At 61.1% G+C, this 23,240-nt stretch carries 14 protein-coding genes; 10 read left to right on the top strand and 4 right to left on the bottom strand.

All coding sequences use genetic code 11. From position 1 onward, the window contains the following. Positions 1-111: 111 nt before the first annotated feature. A complete protein-coding gene (locus ACBI99_RS45010) occupies positions 112-630 on the bottom strand; it encodes a hypothetical protein (protein ID WP_375075358.1) in 519 nt (172 codons plus the stop codon). A 243-nt stretch (positions 631-873) separates the two neighbouring features. On the opposite strand from ACBI99_RS45010, the gene ACBI99_RS45005 reads away from it, so the two are divergent. Continuing rightward, a complete protein-coding gene (locus ACBI99_RS45005) occupies positions 874-1,311 on the top strand; it encodes a hypothetical protein (protein WP_375075357.1) in 438 nt (145 codons plus the stop codon). A gap of 16 nt (positions 1,312-1,327) precedes the next feature. Next, positions 1,328-2,776: a DNA phosphorothioation-associated putative methyltransferase gene (locus ACBI99_RS45000; protein ID WP_375075356.1), complete on the top strand. Its 1,449-nt coding sequence runs from the start codon at positions 1,328-1,330 to the stop codon at positions 2,774-2,776. Here ACBI99_RS45000 and dndA read toward each other — a convergent pair. After that, positions 2,763-3,929 (bottom strand): cysteine desulfurase DndA, encoded by a 1,167-nt coding sequence (dndA, locus tag ACBI99_RS44995; RefSeq protein WP_375075355.1) that lies wholly within the window; start codon positions 3,927-3,929, stop codon positions 2,763-2,765. The two genes, ACBI99_RS45000 and dndA, sit on opposite strands and share 14 nt — an antisense overlap. Before the next feature lie 69 nt (positions 3,930-3,998). On the opposite strand from dndA, the gene dndB reads away from it, so the two are divergent. From dndB to dndE, 4 genes are read left to right on the top strand one after another with little or no spacing between them, the layout of a single operon-like run. Next, on the top strand, positions 3,999-5,129 hold the full coding sequence (gene dndB / locus ACBI99_RS44990; protein ID WP_375075354.1) for a DNA sulfur modification protein DndB: 1,131 nt from the start codon (positions 3,999-4,001) through the stop codon (positions 5,127-5,129). Then, complete coding sequence (gene dndC / locus ACBI99_RS44985; RefSeq protein WP_375075353.1) at positions 5,126-6,649, top strand: DNA phosphorothioation system sulfurtransferase DndC; 1,524 nt, start codon at positions 5,126-5,128, stop codon at positions 6,647-6,649. The genes dndB and dndC overlap by 4 nt, the downstream gene beginning before the upstream one ends. Then, positions 6,636-8,624 carry a DNA sulfur modification protein DndD gene (gene dndD / locus ACBI99_RS44980; protein WP_375075352.1) on the top strand — a complete coding sequence of 663 codons (1,989 nt, stop codon included), beginning with the start codon at positions 6,636-6,638 and terminating at the stop codon, positions 8,622-8,624. Before dndC ends, dndD begins: the two co-directional genes overlap by 14 nt. After that, on the top strand, positions 8,614-8,991 hold the full coding sequence (gene dndE / locus ACBI99_RS44975; protein WP_375075351.1) for a DNA sulfur modification protein DndE: 378 nt from the start codon (positions 8,614-8,616) through the stop codon (positions 8,989-8,991). The genes dndD and dndE overlap by 11 nt, the downstream gene beginning before the upstream one ends. A gap of 168 nt (positions 8,992-9,159) precedes the next feature. Here the strand turns inward: dndE and ACBI99_RS44970 are convergent, their stop codons facing one another. Further along, positions 9,160-10,977: an AIPR family protein gene (locus ACBI99_RS44970; RefSeq protein ID WP_375075350.1), complete on the bottom strand. Its 1,818-nt coding sequence runs from the start codon at positions 10,975-10,977 to the stop codon at positions 9,160-9,162. Positions 10,978-12,062: 1,085 nt separating this feature from the next. Between ACBI99_RS44970 and ACBI99_RS44965 the strand changes: the two genes are divergently transcribed. The 4 genes from ACBI99_RS44965 (at position 12,063) to ACBI99_RS44950 (ending at position 21,124) form a co-directional block, all read left to right on the top strand. Beyond that, positions 12,063-15,311: a helicase-related protein gene (locus ACBI99_RS44965; protein WP_375075349.1), complete on the top strand. Its 3,249-nt coding sequence runs from the start codon at positions 12,063-12,065 to the stop codon at positions 15,309-15,311. After that, on the top strand, positions 15,308-17,188 hold the full coding sequence (locus tag ACBI99_RS44960) for a hypothetical protein (RefSeq protein WP_375075348.1): 1,881 nt from the start codon (positions 15,308-15,310) through the stop codon (positions 17,186-17,188). Before ACBI99_RS44965 ends, ACBI99_RS44960 begins: the two co-directional genes overlap by 4 nt. Next, positions 17,080-18,036, top strand: a complete 957-nt coding sequence (locus ACBI99_RS44955) for a hypothetical protein (protein ID WP_375075347.1) — start codon at positions 17,080-17,082, stop codon at positions 18,034-18,036. Before ACBI99_RS44960 ends, ACBI99_RS44955 begins: the two co-directional genes overlap by 109 nt. Positions 18,037-18,100: 64 nt before the next feature. Then, positions 18,101-21,124 (top strand): DUF499 domain-containing protein, encoded by a 3,024-nt coding sequence (locus ACBI99_RS44950; RefSeq protein ID WP_375075346.1) that lies wholly within the window; start codon positions 18,101-18,103, stop codon positions 21,122-21,124. Positions 21,125-22,574: 1,450 nt separating this feature from the next. Here the strand turns inward: ACBI99_RS44950 and ACBI99_RS44945 are convergent. Then, positions 22,575-23,240: AAA family ATPase (locus ACBI99_RS44945; RefSeq protein WP_375075345.1), on the bottom strand; the 666-nt coding region annotated here is incomplete at its 5' end.

Raw genomic sequence — 23,240 nt, 5'->3', positions numbered from 1 at the left:
GCTCCGGTATCAGGGCGTTGATTACTGTCGGAATGAAGCGGAATGCGAGGTGTCTGACGGAGGCGCTAGTCAGATGTACGCTGCCATCGGCGATGGGCGTGAGCATAGGGATTAGGCGGCTTCGCAGAGCCAGGCGCCCAGATGGTTGCGAAGGGTGGCGACGCACCGGTAGGCGGTAGCACGGGAAATCCCTGACGTGACGGCAGCGTCGGCGGGACGCTCGCTTTCAGCAAGATTCTCCAGGAAGGACGGGCCGAAGCTCCCAAGCTCAGCTGCGCCTGCCTTCAGATGTCGCCAGAGCGCGTTGCCCTCTGCCTCGTCTTCGACTTTGTCGCAGGGCTCCCTGACATCGATACCTTCGTCAGAGAGAACGATGTCGAGCTGGCCGGTGTAGCGGGTCCAGGCGATGCGTCCACGCTGCTTCGAGCGGTAGAAGACGTACTGCGCATTGCGGAGAACGTCCCAGTACAGGCGCTCAGGATCTTTTTGGGTGCGTCCTTTGCTGAGGGCCAGATCCATCGCTCGCTCGATGATCTGTTCTCGGTCTGACCCGGGGGTGACGTGCGTTAGATCGCTTTGAAGCCTGGCGATGACAGTCCAACGCATATCCATGGACGTACTGCTGAACATGGGGGTCCTCTCTGGTGCCAGGCAGCTCCTTTGGCTCACCCGGCCCAACATGAAGTTGTGTTCGCTGTTCCTTTGGCTTCCGTGGCCCAACGGGTCCGTGGAAGCATCAGCTAGAAGTGACGGTACAGCACCGCACTGACATTCGCGTGGTGCTTCGCGCCCTCAACCACTACGGCACCGCATGTTTCGCAAGCGTCTCACGTGCCGGCACGGGACTGTGGGGGAAGGCTCATCGAGCAGAGGATGCGCCGTCTCAAGAGCCATGAGGCGCTGAGCAAGGACAGCGATGGGCCGTTCACCAGCATGGCCTCCACACTGCTGTTTGCAGCCTCCGTGGGGTACGCGAACGGACGGAGCGGGGACTTCAGCGACACCAACGAGCCCATCGGGTACGGAGTCTTCCGGCGATCTTCAACCGCCGTGCCTTCATCGGCTCGCTGGGAGTGCTCGAGTATTCAGGCGATCCCCTCCATTCTGAGCAATGAACGACTCGGGGAGGGGGTGGCGATCTTCGATGAGTCCGCCAACGGTGGCCTCAACTACATGCGAGGTGATATCAACGCCAGTAAATCGTGCGTCATGGACGTGCTGTTGGAGACGGTGCGCCAAGCCATCCGCAATCAGTCATCAGGAAATCTCCCTCCTGAGCTAGGCCAATTCTTCGGACCACTAGAGTTCTAAGCCCCATGATGGGCACGTGAGCCCCGCACAGCAGACGGGCGGCGCCTGGGAGACTGAGCGCCGCCTAACCGCCATAGGCAGAACCGGTCTTTCCGTGCCGGCACGGCAGGCTGTGATCGATCAGCAGATCACGCCAGAACGCTCCGTCCTGGATTACGGATGTGGACGGGGTGACGACGTTCGTGCCCTGCGTAATCTGGCCGCTCAGGTCACCGGTTGGGATCCGCACTACCATCCAGCCGGTCACCTCGGCCCCGCAGATGTCGTGCTCCTGACCTACGTGCTCAACATCATTGAGGACCCCGAAGAACGACGCCAAACCCTCCTGCGAGCATGGGATCTCGCAGAGGAAACGCTGATCGTCTCCACCCGGCTCACCTGGGAGAAGTCAAAAGTCAAAGGAACGGGTTTCGGCGACGGGGTTCTCACGAGTCGCCGCACCTTCCAGCACCTATTTGGGGCCAACGAGCTGCGAAGCTACGTCGAAGACATCACGGGCGTGCGAATTGTCTCGGCCACGCCAGGAGTCGTCTACGCCTTTAAACGAGACGAGGCGCGTCTCAGCTATCTAGCTCGTCGTATTGCCCCAGCGGCAACGTGGCTAGCTTCTGACGACGCAGCATCAGCGATCGCCGCGGTGATCGATTACACCGAACAGCGCGGCCGCGTGCCACGGGTGGAAGAGATGCCGGCCCCGATGGTGGAGCTCCTTGCACACTTGAGTCCAGGCGAGCTCCACAGACTCGTACGCGCGTCGGCTGATGCCGACAAGATTGCCGAAGCTGCCAAGCAGTCAACGCTCACCACGCTTCTCTTCCTCGGAGTTGAGCTCTTCAACGGCCGTGGGCCCTTCGGCTGTCTCCCACTATCGGTGCAGCTTGACGTCAGGGCCTTCTTCAACTCCTATAAGGAGGCATGCCTTCGAGCTGATCGGCTGCTGCTCAAGCTCCGAGACGATGCCTATGTCCGTGGCGCGATGAACGGATCAAAGGTCGGCAAGCTGACTCCTACCGCCTTGTATGTGCATCGGCGGGCTGTCGAGCACATGCCTGTCGTGCTTCGCCTGTACGAACACTGCGCCTCCATTGCGGCAGGACGCCCTCCAGAGTGGACGGTAGCCAAGCTGCGGCACCAAGGCCGGGGGGTGAGCTGGCTCGACTACCCAGAGTTTGACGACGACCCGCATCCCAGACTGAGGACTTCATACATGGTGGATCTCACCACGCTGAAAACCTCGTTCATGTCATACGAGCAGTCGACGAACCGGCCACTCTTGCATCGCAAGCATGAGTTCCTGCATCCCGATGATCCGGACGTGCCCAAGTACCGTCGTCTCACCGACAGTGAGCTTCGGGCAGGCCTTTATGCTCGGCCGCATCTCATCGGCACAGAGCAAGGTTGGGAAGCCGAGCTCGCCCGGTGCGGGCGCCAGCTTCGTGGCCACCGCTTGATCAAGCGAGCGTAGAGGTCTGCACGCCGGCTTGGTAGCCGGCGATCACGTCTACGAACTCGTCGACATCGAGCTCGTTCGCTTGGTCGGGGAACCAGGACAACCGAAGACCGTTGCTGATCTGCTCTTGAGGCAACTGCATCGCGGCCAACACATGGCTCGGGGTGTAGGAGGCACTCGTGCAGGCAGAGCCGGTTGCAACCGCAGCGTAGCTCTTCAATTGCAAGATCAATGCTTCAGCATCCACGCCCTCGAAGGAGAGGTTGAGGATATGCGGCATCACGTGTTCTTGGTCGCCGTGCAGATGGAAGCGGGTCTTGCGCAGCGCGACGAGGAGCCTTGACCGGAACTCCTCAGCAGCGGCCAGCCACTTTGTGTGCTCATTTTCGAAGGTCTCGAGCGCCGTCGAGAGACCCGCGATGAGCGGGACGGGAAGCGTCCCTGGTCGTAGACCACGCTCTTGCCCGCCCCCGAACATCAAAGGCTTCAAGGGCGCTGCCACCCGGCCCCTCCGCCGCACGACGAGCCCGCCAATCCCCTTGGGAGCGCCGATCTTGTGTCCGCTGAAGCTGATGAGATCGATGGGTGCACGCAGGCTCTCCGGCAGTTTGCCGAAGCCCTGTGCGGCATCCACGTGGAAGTACGTCTCAGTGGCGCGAAGATGCTCAGCTAGCTCAGCGACGGGTTGGATCACACCGGTCTCGTTGTTGACCTGCATGACAGAGACAAGCAGGGTGTCGGGCCGCACCCGCTCAAGGACCGCCTCTGCACTCACCCGTCCAGACGGGCCGGGCTCGATCAGATCGATCTCGAACCCTTGAGCCTCCAGGTGCTCGAGAGGCTCGAGGACAGCCTTGTGCTCAATGGCAGTACTGACAATGTGGCGTCGACCATGTTCAGCCCCGTAGGGAGCCAGACCAAGCAGGGCGATGTTGTTGCTCTCGGTGGCGCCGCTGGTGAAAATCAGCTCATCTGGGCGGACTCCGAGGTGGGTGGCGATGCCTTCGCGGGCTCGCGCGACAGCCTTCTTGGCGCGTGTACCGTACTCGTGCGTGCGCGAGCCGGCATTGCCGAAATCTTCGGACATCCAGTGCAGGACGACCTCTGCCACCTGTGGCAGTACTCTCGTTGTTGCCGCGGCATCGAGGTAGGCGACCACGGTCTTCACCAGCTCTCATCTTGCGAGTTCCGACAACGTGTGTACGTTAAAACGCTAACGTACGATAGCCTGTGTCGGGTGGGAACACACGGGCTGGGGCGACAAGATGGGGACGCGACGACTGCGGGCTTCGAGTACATCTTCCCAGCGATACGGGGCGTGCAGGCAGGACGTGAGTACTACGTCTCCATGTGCCCTCTGCGCCTCATCCCCAAGATCTTTCTGTTCGACGAGGACGAGCTCGCTCCCGAGGTCAGGGCGCAACGAGTCCTGAACAAAGGCCGCGTCCCGGCACTTGCCCGCTATATTCTGGAAAATCCAGACAATTACGTGTTCAGCGCGCTAACCGCATCGGTCGACGGATCGATGCGATTTATCGGAGTTTCCGATCAAGGACCTGGGTTGAGGGTGGGGCAGCTCCACATCCCCATGGCATCGCGCTTCCTGATCAACGACGGACAGCATCGTCGAGCCGCCATCGAAGCCGCACTCAAAGAAAATCCGCCACTGGGCGACGAGACAATCGCTGTCGTCTTCTTCCACGACGCCGGCCTTGAGCGCAGCCAGCAAATGTTCGCCGATCTCAACCGCCATGCAGTCCGCCCCGCACGATCCATCGGCGTACTTTATGACCACAGGGACGAGCTATCTCAGCTCACACGGCTACTGGCACTGAAGTGCCCAGTGTTCCGAAACTATGTCGAGATGGAGAGCAGCACTCTCTCGGCACGATCGCGCAAGCTCTTCACCCTGAGCGCACTCTACTCGGCCACCAGCGCCCTGCTCCAGGGGCTTGAAGTGGAAGGTAGGCAGGGGGAGAGCCTTGCATGGAGCTTCTGGGAAGCCGTCGACGAGCTGATTCCAGACTGGCGCGAGGTCCGCGGACGCGCCCTGTCAGCTGCTGAGATACGCAAGCAGTACCTCCACACGCACGGCATCGCGCTCCACGCACTAGGCCTCCTCGGGAACACACTGCTACGAGATTCGCTTGATCCAGAAGAGTGGAAGCCTCGGCTCGCGCCGCTGCAGGGCGTCGACTGGTCGCGCACCAATCCTGACTGGGAAGGGCGCGCGATCATCGGCGGCCGGGTCTCGAAGAATCACCAAAATGTCGTACTCACAGTGAATTATCTTCGACAGCAACTTGGTCTCGAACTGAGCATCGAGGAGCAGCAGGCCGAAGCCGCTTACCAGCGAGGAGAGCGATGATCACCCCGACACCTAGTGTCGTCACGCTGAACACACCGACCCGGCGGACCGTTCCGTTCGAAGGCCAGGGTGGCCTTGCCGCCGTTGTGAGCGAGCTCACCGCAGAAATCCGAGAACTCTACCTAGCTGATCAGGTTCCCTGGGTCGTGGGTTACAGCGGAGGCAAAGACTCCACCGCCGTCCTTCAACTTGTCTGGATGGCCTTGCAGGGACTCGAGCTAGAGCAACGCACCAAGCCGGTCTATGTCATCAGCACCGACACCTTGGTGGAAAACCCTGTCGTTGCTGCATGGGTTACGCAATCGCTCGAAACCATGCGCAAAGCTGCGGAAGCGCAGCAACTGCCCATTCAGCCTAATAGGCTGACGCCTGAGGTTAAGGACACGTTCTGGGTAGGGCTCATCGGAAAGGGCTACCCAGCTCCTAGCCCAAAGTTCCGTTGGTGCACCGAACGCCTAAAGATTCGCCCTTCGAACTCCTTCATCAGAAGAGTGGTTCATGACCACGGCGAGGCCATTCTGGTCTTGGGCATCAGGAAGGCGGAAAGCCAAGCACGTGCACGCGTGATGGAACGCCATGAGAAGCGGCGGGTTCGTGAGCGTCTCTCGCCCAACGGAAATCTACCGAACTCACTCGTCTATAGCCCGGTCGAAGCCTGGAGCAACGACGAGGTATGGACCTTCTTGATGCAGCAACCCAACCCTTGGGGTCATCCCAACAAGGATCTCCTCACGATGTACCAAGGTGCATCAAGTGACGGCGAATGCCCGCTAGTGGTCGATAACACCACGCCCTCCTGCGGGGATAGTCGTTTCGGTTGCTGGACCTGCACTCTCGTGGACAAAGACAAGTCCATGTCAGCCATGATCCAGAATGACGAAGAGAAGGGGTGGATGCTCCCGCTCCTGGAGCTTCGTGACGAGCTTGACGTGCCCGAAAACAGTCACTTGCGCGACTTCCGCAAGATGAATGGCACCATCCAGCTGGTGGGCGATCGCAACATTCCCGGACCTTACACACAAAAGGCGCGCGAAGACTGGCTGCGGAAGCTCCTGAACGCACAGGCCTGGATCAGGGGAAACGCGCCAGAGTACGTCCAAGGGATCGAACTGATCACCATGGACGAGCTCCATGAGATCCGGCGTATCTGGGTCTTCGAGAAGCACGAGATCGAAGATTCACTTCCCCGTATCTACAAAGAGGAGATCGGAGAAGACTTCCCTGGTGAACCGCTAGACCAGCACCTGGCAGTGGCGGCCGATGAGGTTGAACTGCTGCTAGAGGTCTGCGATGGTGACGATCTCCACTTCAAGACGATGCGCGAGCTGCTGTCGGTTGAACGAAACTTCCGGACGATGACCCGCCGTTCCGGGCTTTTCGACGCGCTCGAAAGTACCATCAAGCGCGGATACTACGTGGATGCAGAAGATGCGCTAGAGCTCGCTCGCCGTAACCACCAAAACAAGATCGCCCCTCCCCTGCCCGGACTGGATGAAGTGAGCCCCGATGCTCTTGCATGAAATCACGCTAGAGAACTTCGGCGCATACAAGGGTAAGCAAAGCCTGTCGCTGTCCCCTAAGCCAGGCCGGCCTATCATCCTGATCGGCGGACTCAACGGATGCGGTAAGACAACACTGCTTGATGCCATCCAGCTGGCGCTCTATGGCGCCCGTGCACGATGCAGTGGGCGAGGTAACCGCTCCTACGAGGCATTTCTGCGCGACAGCGTGAACCGCCAGGCAACCCCTAAGCAAGCTGGTGTAAAGCTCTGGTTCTCGACAACCATCGAGGGAGAACAGCGGCACTACCGGATCGAGCGGTACTGGAAAATCTCCGGAAAAACCGTCCCAGAGTCACTCGAAGTATTCGTGAACGGCGAATACGACAGGGCCATCAGCGAAACATGGGCGAACTACGTAGAGGATCTCCTCCCTCTCGAAGTCGCGTCGCTGTTCTTCTTTGACGGTGAAAAGATCGAGTCGCTCGCGGATCCGGAGCGCGCGGCCCCCGTCATCGAGTCAGCTGTGCAGTCTCTTCTTGGAGTGAGCACGGTCGAGCAGCTACGGACGGACCTGCTGGCCCTTCAGCGCCGTCAGAAGGTCACCAAGCAGGACGAGGCGGTCCTCGGACAGATCGCTGCCATCGAAGCTCAGCTAGAAGAGACCGAGCTGGCCAAAGCTGATGCCCTACAGCATGTAGCGGCTGTCAGGGCAGATCTCCTGCATGCGAAGAAGGAGCTCAAGGACATTGAGACCAAGTTCGCGAAGCAGGGAGGAGACCTCTTCCAGCGTCGTGCTGAGCTGCAGGCCCACAGGGACCAGGCTGAAAGACGACTCGCTGCCGTAAGGGAAACTCTGGCCAGCGCCGTGGCCGCAGGCCCACTGCCTCTCCTTCTTCTTCAGTCTCGATTCGCTGCGCTTAAGGCGCAGGTCGAAAAGGAGCAGGAAGCAACTCGTGCAGAGCAGATGCTCGGTGCCTTGCAGGAGAGGGATACAAGGCTCCTCGCCCTACTCGGCGAGGCGCAGGACACGACCGCGCTCAAGCAGGTGGCAGAGTTCCTGGAGAAGGACAGGTCTACCTGGAGCTCTAAGGCCGAGACTCCTAAGCCGATCCAGATGTCCTCCACCGGAATCAAGCAGCTCCAGCTGCTTGATTCAGTTCTCGCGGCCGAGACGCACCGAGGGCGCGAACTGCTGGCCGAGTCTGCGGACCTTCGCCGCCAGCTGGACACCCTTGACCGACAGCTCGCCGGCGTCCCCGCCGAGGACGCCATTGCGGACCTGATCGCCCAGCAGGAGAAGGCGCGGCAGCAGGTCACTGGCCTAGAGCGCGAGCTGCGGGCAGTGGAAGAGGCACATGCCGCCCACACTCGTGACCATGAACAACTCGTGACGGCTCGTGATCGCGCATATAGCAAGCGAGCTATCGACATTGCGAAGATAGAGCATCGCTCACGCGTCGTCTCCTATTCCGAGCGTGCGCGCAACACGCTTGAAAAATTCGGCGAGCTCCTCCTCAAGAGACATATCAACCGTCTTGAGGTCGCTGTGCTGGATAGCTTCACGCGTCTCATGCGGAAAGATGGGCTAGTCAAGGATTTGCGTATCGACACAAGCAAGTTCACGCTGATCCTGATCAGTGAGGATGGCGAGGAACTCAATCCTACGCGCCTGAGCGCTGGTGAGCGCCAGCTTCTCGCAGTATCGTTGCTATGGGGGCTAGCGAGGGTGGCCGGTAATCGGCTTCCGAGTGTCATCGACACGCCACTAGGACGTCTCGATAGTCGTCACCGCCAGAATCTAGTCACGAGGTATTTCCCTCAGGCGAGCCACCAGGTCTTGCTGCTATCGACGGATGAAGAGATCACTGACGATCTGCTAAAAAGCCTTATTCCGTCAATCGCTCAAACGTACACACTAGTGCACGACGATAAGACGTTTACGACGACTGTTGAGCGTGGCTACGGGTGGGGGAAGACGCGCTATGTCGCTTGACCTGATTCGACTGTCGCAACCGGCCAAGGATCAGCTAGTTAAGCTGAAGCGAGTTACGGGCATCAAGACATGGAATGTCTTGTGCCGTTGGGCGCTGGCTGTGTCCCTGGCCGACGAGACGCCGCCGCTAGTTCGCGACATTGTAGCTGACTCAAATCTCGAAATGTCGTGGCGTACCTTCGCTGGAGAGTATAGGGACGTTTACCTCGCACTGCTCCGGCAGCGTTGCTTGGAAGAGGGGGAGCAGCCAAGCGATGAGGCCGTGGCGCGGTTGCTTAGCATTCATTTGCATCGCGGTATCGGGTATCTGTCTGGGCGTACGGATATGAAGTCGATTGAGACTTTTGTGGCTACCGCTGCCTCGTAGTATATGTAGCTTGCTGGAGCTAGAGAGAGTCCGGTCACCGGCAGGTCAGCGCCCACGGATAGCCGAGCGGCGGTACCTGGATGCGTTATAGTGCATACGCATCCAGGTGAACCGTTAGCGGTCTCAACCCGCATGTAGCGATTTGCGGTGCTTAGCGTCGAGGAGCGTTCACTGCGCGCTCGGTGATATGTTAGGGATCTTATCCTTTTCTGCATCGGCGAGCTCGTCGCGCAGGATATCCCTCATTTGTGCGAAAGTATCTGTTCGCTGCAGGGCAGCCTTGATCGACCCTTTGTCGTCCTTTCTGAATGATATCCACTTACTTGTGGATTTCCATGCTTGCGACCAGATAAATTTGTATGTTGAGTCATCGAGTCCGCCTGCCATCCTTTCTCGGATGGCCGATGCACGCGCCTTGCCTATCGTGGAGAATCTCCAGATGAGAACCTCGTAAGCCAGCGCAGTTACATGGGCGCAGACTAGTTTGTGTACAGGGCGTAGCTCATCGATGCGCTTGGCCGAGCTTTCCCCATCCCCTGCTGGGCTGCCCAGCGAAGGGACTAGAGACTCCAGGTCATGTCCTTTGGAAGCCTTGAGTAGATCGCTTGCCTGATCGTAGAGCTCGTAGGCGAGCATGTACTCTTGTGCTGAGACAGATAGGTCAAAGGCGTCGTTTTCCAGGTCATCGAACATGGAGTCTCTCTTGGAGATCGCCTCGGCCGGCCGTCCTCTGTAAGCCAGAAAGCGCTGGCCGACGTCCTCCTTGAGAACTCGCTTCGAATAGCGCTTTCGATCGGCAGCCGACATGGACTGCCATTCTCCTCGCCGACGTTCGTAGAAAATCGTCGGGTCGAGCATCTCGAAGTTTCTCTGGATCACCCTGTGGCGCTTCTCGTTTGCCCGTAGATCCCCGGAGCGGACAGGAGATTGACTATTGGTGTACTGGGAGATTTCACGAAGTGCATCGCGGCCTTCGTCGCCTGGCTGAATCTCGATAATTCTTGCCTGGACGGCGACGTCTCCTGTCTGCAGGCTTGCGCGGCGCTCATGGAAAACGGATGATGTCTGTGCGCCGTTGACGATTTGCGGGTTTTTGGCGACTAAAGTTGGTCCGGAGTCTCCGCTGGAGCGGAACTCGAATGACTCCGCCACGAGTGTGATTCCGTTATTGTATAGCCAGAAAGCTTTTCTCTTGGCGTCATCGTCGAGCGTCTCGATCATCGCTCTGTTAACTCGATTGGATTTCCGGAGGTAATAGCGAACGTTCCCGTGGAAGAGGCGAGGTCCCCAAAGAGCGACTGCGTCTGCGAGAGATCTCCCGTCGAGTGCGAATACCGCAGCGCTTTTGACTCCGGGCAGAGATATCTCTGTGCGTTCGAAAAACTCGTTCTTTCCGGAGAGTTTGAATATCACTTCCTCTCCCGAAAGATCCTCGATGGGGTCCTCGCTTAGCTTCATGTTGTACAGTCGCTCGATGTCGTACACATCTACGGTGAAGTGGCCGCCGAGTTGACTCACCGCGTCAGCGAGCCTCTTCTTGCTCTCCTCGGATACCTGACCAGCTATGAAGAAATCCAGAGAGACTGATGCGCCATCCTCGATAGCGCTTTGCATTGCTAGTGCTATATTCTTGAGCTTTTCGCCGTTCGGGCCTTTTTCGATCTTCTGGGGGTCTTTTAGGAGGAGCGTGCCTTTGATTAGCGAGTCCAGCCCGCCCGGGTTATTGTGCGGAATGAACGGATTCTCTTGATATTTCGCTTGAATGAGATGGAAGACTCCGGCATCTCTATCGTAATGCCAGCCATCGATTCCAGCGTCACCTCGCTGTAGGGTGTCGGATTGATTGAAGGCGTCGTCGTCCTCTGCCTCCAATGCGTAAGTGATGGACCATGCGGCGAAGGCGCGGTCCTTCTCTACATTGTAATTATCTGCTAGCCTATTGACTTGAGCCTGCATCCACTCAACGTAATCAGCTGTGACATCCATCGAGCATCGCTCCTCTAGTACCCCGCCCCAACTGGCACCATCTATGGTGACATGAACCGTCGGTGGCATGCGTGTGAACTGGAATCCTTCCAGGGGAAGTTGGCGCGCCTTGCTAAGCCCTGTCGTTACAGGGCTGCTCTTCTCTCACTATCGTGGTAGGGGCAGCGCTTGGCCAGTGCTTGCTCTGTATCCCCGCGGTACGGGCATCGTCTGTTGTGTGACGCAGGTTGATGCCTTGGTCGGCCCATGGCGGAAGGTCTCCAGGGGCATGCAGCGTATCTGGGTGAACAGGGTGCGGCATACCGTCTCGAAAGCGTGGTCGGTCAGTTGCCCGAGGTTAAAGGGATCCACTCGCAGCCCGTCGCTCAAGATCGCACTGTTCGCTACGTGCGGCACCCGCGCGGTAAGAGGCGTGGTAGCTGTACGGCTGGTGCGTGTGCTGTGACCTGAGTAGATGCCTCATCCTCGCTGTTCAAGATGAAGAATCATCCTGTGCATCTCCCTCACCTCCGAGAACGGCCATGACGTCATTCAACGCAGGATGCCATGGGGACTCTGGAACCCATGTGTCGGAGGTGCCGAAACCCCGCTGGACGCGAGCGGGAGTCAGCCGTTCAGGTGAGCAGGATGTTCCCGCGGGTGGCGCAGGTCAGGTACAAGCGTGCGGGCGAGCTGAAGCTGGGTGAAAGCGATGGTGATCAGCCAGGTCCAGCGGTCGCGGACTGTGGGGTGCGGGTCTTCGGGGTGGTCCAGCCAAGGGTCTGATTCCACATCCGGAAAGTGTACGCAAGATCGGAATCTGCGAGGAATGCCTGGCAGAGCCGATCCAGAGGCCGGGGCGATGGCAGTCAGCGAGTGACCACGGACTGGGCGTGCTTTATGTCCTCGTGCATCCGGTCGGTATCAACACCGACTGGATGTGTAGATTATCACGATTACGGCGCGCTTAGGAGATTTCGTCAGCTATGCCGGATTTGCTAGTTCTTTGATCACGATTCTGCCTCGAGTTAAATCAGCCCCGTGACGCGAAGCGTCTCTGGTCTCATTATGAGGGTTTGCGCTGTGGTGGTCACAGGGATGCAACCATGCGCCGCCTGATAGCTGCGTGGAAAAGCGACGGGGGGGGCGAGGTGTTCGAGCGGGGCCAGCGAGTGCGGGTGCACTTCATTGGCATGCCAGGCATTGCTACGGTCCGACTCGCGGTACCTGGCGATAATGAAGGCGACTGGACACTGATCCTGGTGGATGACCAGGGTGTTCTGTACGACCTTAATGTGTCGGCTGGCTCCGGGGACATTGTCCGGCCGATAAGCACAGATGGGAAAGCGGGCTCTGCCCGAGTCCTCGCCGGCATGTGGACCCGCTGGATGGCGGCGGCGGCAACCAACGCCGAGTCCAGTGCGATCGCCTCAACCCAACTCAAACCGTATGCTCACCAAACCACGGCGGTATATGGCGCGATGTTGCCACAGCCGCTTCTGCGCTTCCTTCTGGCAGACGAGCCAGGCACAGGAAAGACGATCATGGCTGGCCTGTATCTGCGAGAGATGCAACGGCTCGGACTTGTCCGCCGCGCGATCATCGTCTGCCCCGCCAACCTAGCCACGAAGTGGGTTGCCGATTTCGGGCGCTTCCTCGGAGGAGGGCTGCGCCAGCTCACGGCTAACACCGTGCGCGAGGACGCTGTAGGGGGACATGATCTGTGGGTCGTTTCACTCGAGCTTGCCGCAATCAACCCTGCAGTGCAGGACGCCATTCGTCCCGACAAAGCCGGGTGGGACCTTGTCGTGTTCGATGAGGCGCACAGACTCACCCCGACCGCGACCAGCTTCCACCAGATCGGACGGCTTCTCGCTAGGAACACTCCGCGCGCGGTGCTGATGACCGCGACACCCCACAGAGGAAAGGAATGGCTATTCCGCCATCTACTGCATTTGGTCGATCCCAGCATCTACCCCGATCCGGGCTCTGACCCGAAAGTCGCGCTACCCTCCCTGCGGCCCGGTCCCATCCACTTCCTTCGTCGTATGAAGGAAGACTTGGTCGACTACGACGGCAAGACGCGACTGTTCAAGGGCCGCACTGCCGCTAACCGCCGCGTGCCGTTGTCCAAACTCGAGTTCGGCTACTACCAGGCCGCACTTGACATGGTGGACCAGTACTTCCCGGCTGTCGCTCGGCCCCTCGCCCGCATGGTCTACGGCAAGCGCGCGGCGTCGAGCCTGTGGGCGCTTGTCGAGACGCTCCGCCGCCGACACGACCATATGGGCAAGATGAGTGAAGCCGAGGCCGCACTTGAGGCTGACCGTGAGCACCAGGGCGACGAGAGCGAGACCGACGAAGCCAAGGTGGTCCACGCTGGGTCGACTGCGTCGCGTGCTGAGCGCTCGGCCATCAACACGCTGATCGATCAGATCACCTCGACCATCGCAGCTTCCAACTGGCAGCCATCCAAGTGGCGCCGACTCACTAAGGACTGCCTCGGCGCCCACGGCATACTTCCCGGAAATGCCGAGCAGGCTGTCATCTTCACCGAGTACGCCGACTCGGCCGCGTGGATCGCACAGCGGCTGCGTGACACTGGCTACACCGCCCGGTTGTACTCCGGCCGGCAGAGCAACCTGGAGCGTGACGAGGTCCGCCTCGCGTTCATGCGCGGTGAGTTCCAGGTGATCGTCACCACCGATGCCGGCAACGAGGGCATCGACCTGCAGGCCGCGCATGTTCTCGTGAACTACGACATACCATGGTCTCTCGTCCGGCTCGAGCAGAGAATGGGCCGCATCCACCGGGTGGGCCAGGATCGTGACGTCTTTCTCTACAACCTCGTCGCCACTGACACCCGAGAGGGCGACACTCTTCTGACGCTGCTGGACAACTTCGTCACCGCCGCCAACGAACTGCGCGGTCAGATGTTCGACAGCCTATCCGCCGTCGCCGAGATCACCGGTGTTGACTACGAGAAGTGGCTCAGCGACCTCTACGGCAACGACGACCTCAAGAAGCAGGCCGCAATCGATGCCGCTAAGGCCGTGCGAGCCCAAGACCTCACTCGCGTCGCCCGGCAGGTCCAAGACACTGAACGGCGGCTCGCCAGTCAGGTTGATGCGGTCGCCGCACTCACCCTGCTCCAACGGGACCTGTTCGCCCGCATCAACCCAGCGATCGTCGAGGCATATCTCGACCGACTCGCCGCCGCGCGGCTACTCAGCGCCCAGCCCACCGCAGCAGGTCCCGGCTTCCGTCGGCTCCGCATGGCCACTGGAACGCTCCCGGCCACACTAGGAGGCGGCACGGAGGCACATGTGGCCACCAGCGGTGAGGCGGTCCGTGAGGCCACGACTATCGACACGACCGGCCTCGTAACGCTAGGTCCGGGTGAGCCGGGTTTCACCGACCTCATCCGACTCGCTGACCACGCTCTCGCCGAAGACATCCATCGTTCTGGCGCCGCCGAGGACCCCACCAGCCTTACCCCGTACGACCTATACGCTTTCGAGGCCACTCTCACCGAGTCCGACGGCAAGCGCACCAGCGTGTGGGCTAGCCTCGTCAAGGTCGACGACTCCGGTAACGCCCGGGCGGTGCGATGGGAGACCCTCGCCAACCTCGTCCCTACTACCCGCAACGGGACTGCTCCTCACCCCGCTCGCCAGGCTGCCGCCTCAGCCGCCGCCACGGACATCGCCTCCGACACCGTCAAGGAACACCGCAGAGTCCGCACAGACTGGTTCGCCCAGGCTCGCAAGGACCTCACCAATCTGCCTATCGCGCTCACCGACAATATCGACAACCGCGACGAACGCATTGGGCTGCGTCACAGGCTGCGGGTCCAGACTGCCGAACGACTCGATCAGCTCGAGAAGCTCGTCCAAGTGCAGCTCACCAAGCCCGAACTTGTCGGCCGACTCCGCGTCATGCCTGCTGCCACTCCGGAGATAGCCGCAGAGGCGAGCTCCGAGTGGATCGCCATGCGCCACGTGCAGAAGCACCTCGAGGACGAGGGCTGGATCGTCGAGGACGTCCATACCGAAGGTCGCGGCTACGACCTTGACGCACGTCGCCACTCCCAAACTCGCCATATCGAGGTCAAGGGTGTCGCCGGTAACGCCGCGAGTGAGGGAATCCGGATGACCGGCAATGAGGTCCTTATCGCTACCCAGCACCGCAAGGCGTACTGGCTCTACGTCGTCGATCGGTGCGCCGACGGTCTCGGCCGATTCTTTGGCGCTTACGAGGATCCCGCCACTCTGTTCTCCACCGACATGACGGGTTACGCGATCTTCTGCGTTCCCGGAAGCAGCCTAAAGAATGCCCTCGGGAGCAATGCATGACCCGCATGATCGAGCGATGGTTTCCCTGTGCCGAGGTAAGCGCTGCGACGACCTCGGGGTGGGGCAGCGGTAAGAGCGAGAAGGCCCTCTTCACCTGGTTCGCCGCCCGGCCGCTTGCTCAAGCCAAGGCCGCCGTACTTACCAGCCTGCTTCCCTGGCCCGAAGACGAGGACGAACAGAAGCGCCTGCAGCAACTCGTCCGCGACGCGATGTCAGCGCGGGACGCCAAGCACCCGGAACTCGTGGCCGAGATCACCAAGACGCATCCCGACGGCGCATCGATGCTGGACCCGTTCAGTGGACGAGCCATGATTCCGCTCGAAGGAGCACGCCTGGGCGTACAGGCACACGGTGTGGACTACAGCCCCGTCGCCACGCTCGCAGGCTCCCTGCTGGCTGATTACCCACTGCGCGACTGGTCGAAGGAGCCGCCCTTACCCTTTCGCGACTGGGACAAGCTCGAGACCAGCCGACTTCTCGACGACGTCACAGCTTTCTTAGAGGAGATCGGACGACGCTATGCCGACGCCATGGCGGACATCTACCCGGCGGTCGACGGGGCCCAACCGTGGGGATACATATGGGCACAGACGCTGCCCTGCCAGGAGTGCGCGCGTCGCTTCCCGCTCACAGGCAGCCTCGTACTTCGTCATCCCCTGCCTGCCAAGAACGACCCCGGTCAGTCATACCGTATCGACGTTGATCGTGCCGCTGGCACCTTCGCAGTCGTCGTGCACGATGGCGCCCCCATACAGCAGCCGACGCTGGTCGCACGCACTCGCGACGGAAAGGCGATCAAGGGTAAGAGCGCCATCTGCCCGTTCTGCTCCCACACACACCTCAAGCAGGTACACCAGCGGCTCGCACAGGAGAGGCTCGCACAGGATGTTCTCCTCGTTGCAGCAGACCTGGATCCGAAGGTAGGAAAGGCATTCCGGCAGCCCACTGACGAAGAGCGGGCCGCCCCAGACCGGGCCGTCAAGCTGCTCGCCGAGGAACCAGCCTTCGGCTGGATCCCGGCCGTCCCTGATGAGGGCATTCCAGTCGGAAACAGCGACACCATCCGGGCGTCTGTCTATGGCGCTCGAACGTACGGTGACCTGTGCAACGCCCGGCAAACTCTCGGCTTTGTGCGGCTGGCCCGAGTCATTGCCGACACCGCCACAGAGCTGAAGGAACACGCCATCAGCGATGATTATGCCGCCGCGCTTGCTGGCTACGCCGTATCCGTGCTGGTGCGTAAGATTAAGCGCTCTACGCGAGGCACGGCGCTGCTCCCGCACAACCATGCCACAAGTAACCGCGTTCAGACCAACCACATCTTTCAGAACGAAGCATCGCTGTCCTTCGGCTATGACTACTTCGAGACCGGGCTGAGCGATGGCCCTGGCACTTGGCCGTCACTAGCTGTCGACACGGTCAACGTCATCCGCAACCAGATGGCGAGAGCCGTCGGGCGACCAGCCAATCTGCAGCGAGGCTCCGCCTTATCACTGCCTTTCCGTGATTCGTCGCTGAGCGCCGTCGTCACCGACCCTCCCTACGACGACATGATCGACTACTCCGACGCGTCGGATCTTTTCTATGTTTGGCTTAAGCGGGCTCTGCACACTACTGCTCCCTGGTTCGCCATCACCAGCCATCCGCAAGGGGTGCAGGAAAAGGCGGACGAGGTCATCGTCAAGCGCTTCCGCGCGTGGAAGACCGACACAGACCACCGCACCCGTGAACACTACGACTCGAGCATTGCGAAGGCTTTCGCCGAGGCATGCCGGGTGGTTCAGGACAACGGTGTCGTGACCATCGTTTCGGCCACGGAGACCCAGAAGTCTGGCAGCGCCTGCTCGGCGCTATCAACCAGGCGCAACTCGTTCTGACCGGCTCCTGGCCAGCGAAGACGGAAGCCGGCGGCAGCGCCGGTGCGGCGAATATCGTCACCACTCTGACAATGTCGTGCCGACCTGCGCCGCCGGGGCGCCCTAGCGGTCGCAAAGGGGCCGTCGAGGCCGAGATCAAGGCCGAGATCAAGCGCCGCTACCCGAACTGGGAGCGGTGGGGGCTCGCACCCGCGGACATGCTGATGGCCGCCGCCGGTCCTGCCATGGAGGTGGTGGGCCGATACCGCGAGGTGCTGGACTCTCGCGGTGAGCCCGTCGACATCTACACGTTCCTGCCCCTGGCCCGCGCCGCCGTTCAGGAAGCCATGGCGGTCGAAATCGACCACCACCCGCTTGAAACCTTTGACGCCCGGACTCGTTTCGCGCTCTGGTGGGTGAGGCTATACGGCCGACAGGTGCAGGCAAAGTCGGAACTCCGCTGGCAGACCCTAGCTTCCTCTTTGGACCTGGCCGAAGTTCGGGACCTGGTTCCCAGCGCCTCCAAGGGCGTCAGGTTCACCACGTCCCAACAGTTCAAGGCACGAATTGGCGGTGAGTCGACGGTTATCGATGTCGCACTTGCGCTCGGGGCTGCATCTGAGGACGGTCTCGCCGCGATGGGAGAGGTTCTCGCGGCCTCGGAGCGGTCTGCTGGCGACGCTTACCTATGGGCGGCGGTGCAGTTCCTCGCGGACCGCCTGCCGGACTCCGATTCCGACGCTGTCGCCTTCAGCCGGGTGCTACGCGCCCGGAACGGCATCGCCAATGCCGCCGAGACCGTTGTCGCCTTGAAGGAACAGCAGCAGGAGCGGAATCGGGCCGAGGGTCTCCAGGTGAGGCTGCTTTGACGGTTACCACAACTACCAGAGGCGGACAGGCCACCAAGATCAAGAGTGTACAGGAAAGGGCGACGTGGCAATTAGCGTGACGCCGTGGTGGAAGGCGCTAAAGATTCGCCGGGAGATCATCAGTGCCTCCGGGCAGATCGACGACGTGCAGATGTCGCTGTTCCAGGCCGTGCACGGCCGGGGAGCGGATAGGCCGCCTTACGCCGACGCGGCCTACTATGGTGAGATCACTCACCCCGCTGAGCGGCTGACCGACCTGCTTGCTGAGATCGCCGTGCGGATTGGCGGTGGCGCGGATTATCTTAAGGCCCGCTCGGTCACTCGCCTCGACCAGGGCATGGGTGGTGGCAAATCCCACGCCTGCATTGGTGCTTTCCATCTCGCCGCGAACCCGGAAGCACTGTTCGGTACCGAGATTGGACGGCGTGTCTCGGCACGTGCCAAGGAAAAGGTCGGCCACGACCTGCCAGCTGATCTGAACCGGCCGCATGTCGTTGTGCTGCCATGTGACAACATGACTCCCGGTGCGCCCGTGCAGGAGCTCGACGGTCCGGCGGTCAACCTCTACGAGCGTTTCCTGTGGCGACTCTTCTCCAGGGACTACTCCCTGTTCGAGCGCTACCAGCCGTTCTGGAGTGATAAGAGCAAGATCGCTGAGGCGATTAAGGCTGTCAATCGGCCCGTCCTCGTCATTGCCGATGAGGTCCTCGACTACATTGGCAACGGCCTCGACGGCGCAAGGAAGCCCGATCTGATCGCACAAGATATGGCGTTCTTGCGAGCGTTGTTGGATGTTGTCAACGACGTCCAACACGTCGCGATGCTCGTCGTCATGATCGCGTCTGACCGTGATAAGACCGCGTTGTCCGCTGGCGCGTTGGCACGCAGGGACGATCTGAACAGCCTGCTCGAGCGGAATGGCACGCCCGCCACGGTCACAGAGGTGAGCGACTTCGCCGAGATTCTGCGACGCCGCCTCTTCGACGCGGAGCCAGCAGCCGAGGTCCTTGTCTCCACTGCCGCGATGTACCGGCCAGTGCTGGAGGACAAGTCGTGGACGAAACACGTTTGGGGTGCGACAGGGACAGATTGGCGCGCCCGCTGGGCTGAGCAAGTGGCTGCGTGCTATCCGTTCCACCCCATGCTCATGGCGATCGCCAAGGACGAGTGGAGCAAGGTCACCGGCTTTCAGCGCGTCCGATCCACCATCAGGATTTTCGCCGCTACCGTCTACGCGCAGCAGCAGCGAGGTAAAGCCGGCGAGTGGGTACCCGCTCTCATCGGTCCCGGCGACCTGCCCCTCAGCGACTCCGCCGTTCGCGAGGCGCTGCTCGGCTCCGGGCTCGTGGAGGACGACCGCACCATCTCCAATTACCGCAGCCTCGCCGAGATCGAGGTGGTCAACAACGATGGCACCGCTGGCACGGCACGCCAGCAGGACATCGAGCGCCAAGCGCTTCCATGGACTGAGGCTAACCCGCGGGCTGCTGAGCGTGCCGCCACCTTCGTGTTTCTTGCCAGCATCGTCGGGACCCTTCGGCCGGGTCGCGGTCGAGGCGCGAGCGCTCCGGAGGTCAAGGCCGCCACCAGTGTCCCAGACGTCGTCTACACAGTCACGGACGCGGACACAGTCGTCGAGGACCTCGTCAATCCCGACCGGGGGATGTCTGCGGTAGAGATTATCCCTGGGCAGGGCAACAACAAGCCCGCCCGCTATTTTCTGTCCACCCGGCTCACCCACCGGATGCTGGTCAACAATATTCGGCGCACCATTACCGATACCGAACGTGATCGGGTCATTGCTAGCTTCGCTCAGCGCCTCGCCAGCAGCGGTCCGTTTCGCGACCTGAAATTCATCAAGGCCGATCCCGAGCGTACTGCTGCCGACGTCCTCGCCACGGCAGGGCTTGACACAGCACACACTAGTCGACTTATTATCCTCGACCCCGCCCAATACAGCCTGCGCAACGGCATGGAAGCTGCCACCCTCGAGGCACTTACCGTCGCCACGGGACTAGGCAGGGGCACTCAACAGCTCCCCGTCCAGTGGGCCTCCAGTGCCGTCTATGCCATCGTCAACACCCAGCGTCGGGCGCTTGCCCGGGGCCTCGCCGTGGAGTACCTGGCCCGCCAAAAGGCCCTCGCCGCACCCGAAGTCCAAAATGACGATGAGCTCAAGACCACCGGTACCAAGGAGCTCGCTAACGCCAAGGAACAGCTTGAAAAGGCGCTCAAGCGCGCGTACCAGCATGTCGTCTACCTCGCACAGCCCGACCCGGACGGGGAGCGTTACCTCGACCAGCTAGCTTTCGACGACGAGCACAGCAGCGCTTTGGACGGCACCATCGTGTGGAAGGCCCTCGCCGAGCGGGACAAAGTCTTCGACGCCGGCCAGTTCGGGGCAAAGGCGCTATTGCACAATCTGCGTGACAGCGACTACGGCAAAACGTTGTCCGACATCCGCGCCGCGTTTTACTCGGCGCCGCGGCTGCCACTGCTGTATGGCGGTGACAGGGACTTGCAGCAAGCCATCTACGACGCCGTTGCGGCAGGTGGTATCGACGTCGTCGACGGCTCGGGCGGTGTCGTCGCCGTCACCGCACCCAACCAGGTCAATCTCGCCAGCGCTGGCCTGCGAGTCGCCAAACCCAAACCGAAGACTTGTCCCACCTGCGGTCAGCCGGCCCACCAGGGAACCTGCCGGACCGAAGGCGAAGACGACGGCGAAATAGGCACTGGTAGCGGGAGGAGCACTGGTCAAACTGATGGCGGAGGTGGCTCCGTACCCGGCTCATCGGCCAGCATCTGCGTCTCATGTGGCAATTCATCCCATGAAGGCGTTTGCCAGGTTCCGCTGCCCGTGAACGAGCGACAGGCTGCGTTCTCCTTCACTCGCAACCTCCTCGCCAATCCAGAGGACGCCGACAGCTTCGCTGCCTTGTTCAAGAACCTCTACATGGCACTCGACGAACGGAAAATCAGCTATCTACAGGGCAGCCTGCAGCTTGTCGTCGACGCGGACAATGCAGATAGTCTGCAGCAGCGTCTTGGAGAACTCGGCATCAAGGGAACTATAAAGGATCTCTGAGATGCCCACGGCAGGAATTCGGCACCCACGGGAAGGCCGCTGTTATGTGTGGCCGCCCGCATATCTAGGCTCATGGCCTGAAATCGGGGGTTTGGGGACGCGGGGCGTAGTTATCGTCCGTCCACTGAGAGAGTTATCGGAATTGGCCGTTTAATAGAACGCGGGGGCTGAGCCTGAAATTTCTTTCGGCATTATGCAGCCATCGATCACTCCTCGCGAAGTAGGTGGGCGGCATGTGGAAGTTTCCGACTATTTTATGTCGGTCAAGTACGGGACTCCCGTATCGATCTGCAAGCTCTTGGAAGAGTGTTCGATCGGGAGCTTCTCTAGGCAATAGCAGTCATTGTAGAAGCGACCTTCGAGACTTCAGTTCCGCACCCTTGCTAGTTGGCTGAATGCCGGTGTCCCGGCCCCTGAGGTCGCAAAACGTGCTGGGCATGGTGTTGACGTGCTGCTTCGTGTCTACGCGAAATGCATGGACGGCCAGCAGGAACAGATCAACGGAAAGATCAACGACGCACTCGACGCATAGAGAAGCCGGACTTCGGCCCCGGCTACGGCTGAGGCTTTTCTCTTATACGACTCCGGCAACGCCCTGGCGACACGCGGCAGGTTGGGTGATCGCGGCGGATCTCGAAATCATGCGGCACCCTGGCAACCACTCGGTGAATAAGGAGGATTATGCACGGTGATCGCTCCCCGCTCGAAGGCTCCAGGCCACGCCGACGGCCACCATACGGCCTGCCACTGCACAGACGCACCACGCTCCATGAAGAGTCGGAGTCGACCGCCGAACCGCAGTCTGGGCCGTCGGTCAGCTATAGAGACGCCTCGATCCTGGGGAGGGACGATTTTTGGCCCCGGATGTACTCGACTCCGACACCTCCCATGGGACACCCTCAGGGCGTCGGAGATCGCTGGCTGAAGCCGGTTCTCGTCGCGGGCCTCGTGGCCTGCCTTGCTCTCGGGATGTGGTCGGGCATGCCCAGCGCGGGAACCGCGCCATCGAAGACCGGCCTCGCCTCGGTGCCCAGCTTCCGCACGCACACGACTGCGCAGGATGCAGTGCCGGGCCCGCGGCCGACTCTCACGCCTGCCGCCCCCCGTGCGACGCCCTCCGCATCACCCCGGTCAGAGCGCAAGGCATCGAAGGGGGGATCGAAGCGATCCGGGCGGAGCCACGGACCAGTGAGCCGTACGGCGCGGCAGCAGGAGCCGCCTGCGGCCGGAAGGAGGAACCGCTCGCAGAAGACGGCCCGAAAGAACTCTGGGGGCAACATCAGGAAGGGACCGTCTCGCTTGATCTCCGCGAAGTGTGACCGACTGTTCCCGCCGTCTCGTCCCAAGTTCCGCATCCGTAACCGGGTCTGCCATCAGATCTATGGCTAGCGTGCGGCTCGACGGCGTACGGGGACGTGACTTTTCAGAAGGTCGTGGAACGGAGCCATGGTCACGCGAGGATCCGCTTCAACCTGTGGCGAGTCTGATCGATCAAGCTGGTCGCGGCACCGAGCCGGTTGTCGACGCTGATATGCGCTGCGGATGGGCTGTTGTCGGTGTCCAGGCTGCTGGCGTAGGCGGCCCAGTTGTCCAGCTTCCAGGCGTCGCGGGTGGCTCGGCGGATCTCCATGTGCTTGCGCATGGACGCGGCGTCGCAGCGTATCCAGATCACGCCCACGTCCGCGCCCATGGCTGAGCACTGGTCTGTCAGGCGGGACATCCAATCGGGGCTGTTCAGTTCGGCGATGAAGGGCGCGGACAGGATGGCCGAGGTACCCGCCCGCAGATTGTCAAAGGCGGTCTCCAGCACACAGCGGTACTCCAAGGGTCGCACTTCGCGTAGGTAGAGCTCGGTGTGCCGGTCATGGGGATCTCCGCCGAGTGATGTGAGCAGTCGCTCGGACATGGCGCAGGTCATGGAATCCTTGTCCAGGAGGGCCCAACCGGTGACCTCGGAGAGGAACCGGGAGAACTCACTCTTGCCGGAACCTGGGCTTGATCCGGTTTGACGGACATCCGAGATCAGGGGTTCGTCCCCGGAAGGATGTCCATGATGGAGAGCATGGGGAAGAAGAAGCCGCGTCCTCGCCGCTCGTTCACGCCGGAGTTCAAGGCC

Source organism: Nonomuraea sp. ATR24 (genome assembly GCF_041950485.1).
Taxonomy (GTDB): Bacteria; Actinomycetota; Actinomycetes; order Streptosporangiales; family Streptosporangiaceae; genus Nonomuraea; species Nonomuraea ceibae.
This window is presented reverse-complemented; position numbering and strand designations above follow the sequence as displayed.

Coding starts and splice junctions, on each gene's coding strand:
- ACBI99_RS44960 (WP_375075348.1), top strand. CDS start 15,308: ATGACCCGCATGATCGAGCGATGGTTTCCCTGTGCCGAGGTAAGCGCT.
- ACBI99_RS45010 (WP_375075358.1), bottom strand. CDS start 630: ATGTTCAGCAGTACGTCCATGGATATGCGTTGGACTGTCATCGCCAGG.
- ACBI99_RS44955 (WP_375075347.1), top strand. CDS start 17,080: ATGCCGGGTGGTTCAGGACAACGGTGTCGTGACCATCGTTTCGGCCAC.
- dndC (WP_375075353.1), top strand. CDS start 5,126: ATGATCACCCCGACACCTAGTGTCGTCACGCTGAACACACCGACCCGG.
- dndD (WP_375075352.1), top strand. CDS start 6,636: ATGCTCTTGCATGAAATCACGCTAGAGAACTTCGGCGCATACAAGGGT.
- ACBI99_RS44965 (WP_375075349.1), top strand. CDS start 12,063: ATGCGCCGCCTGATAGCTGCGTGGAAAAGCGACGGGGGGGGCGAGGTG.
- ACBI99_RS44970 (WP_375075350.1), bottom strand. CDS start 10,977: ATGGATGTCACAGCTGATTACGTTGAGTGGATGCAGGCTCAAGTCAAT.
- ACBI99_RS45005 (WP_375075357.1), top strand. CDS start 874: ATGCGCCGTCTCAAGAGCCATGAGGCGCTGAGCAAGGACAGCGATGGG.
- dndE (WP_375075351.1), top strand. CDS start 8,614: ATGTCGCTTGACCTGATTCGACTGTCGCAACCGGCCAAGGATCAGCTA.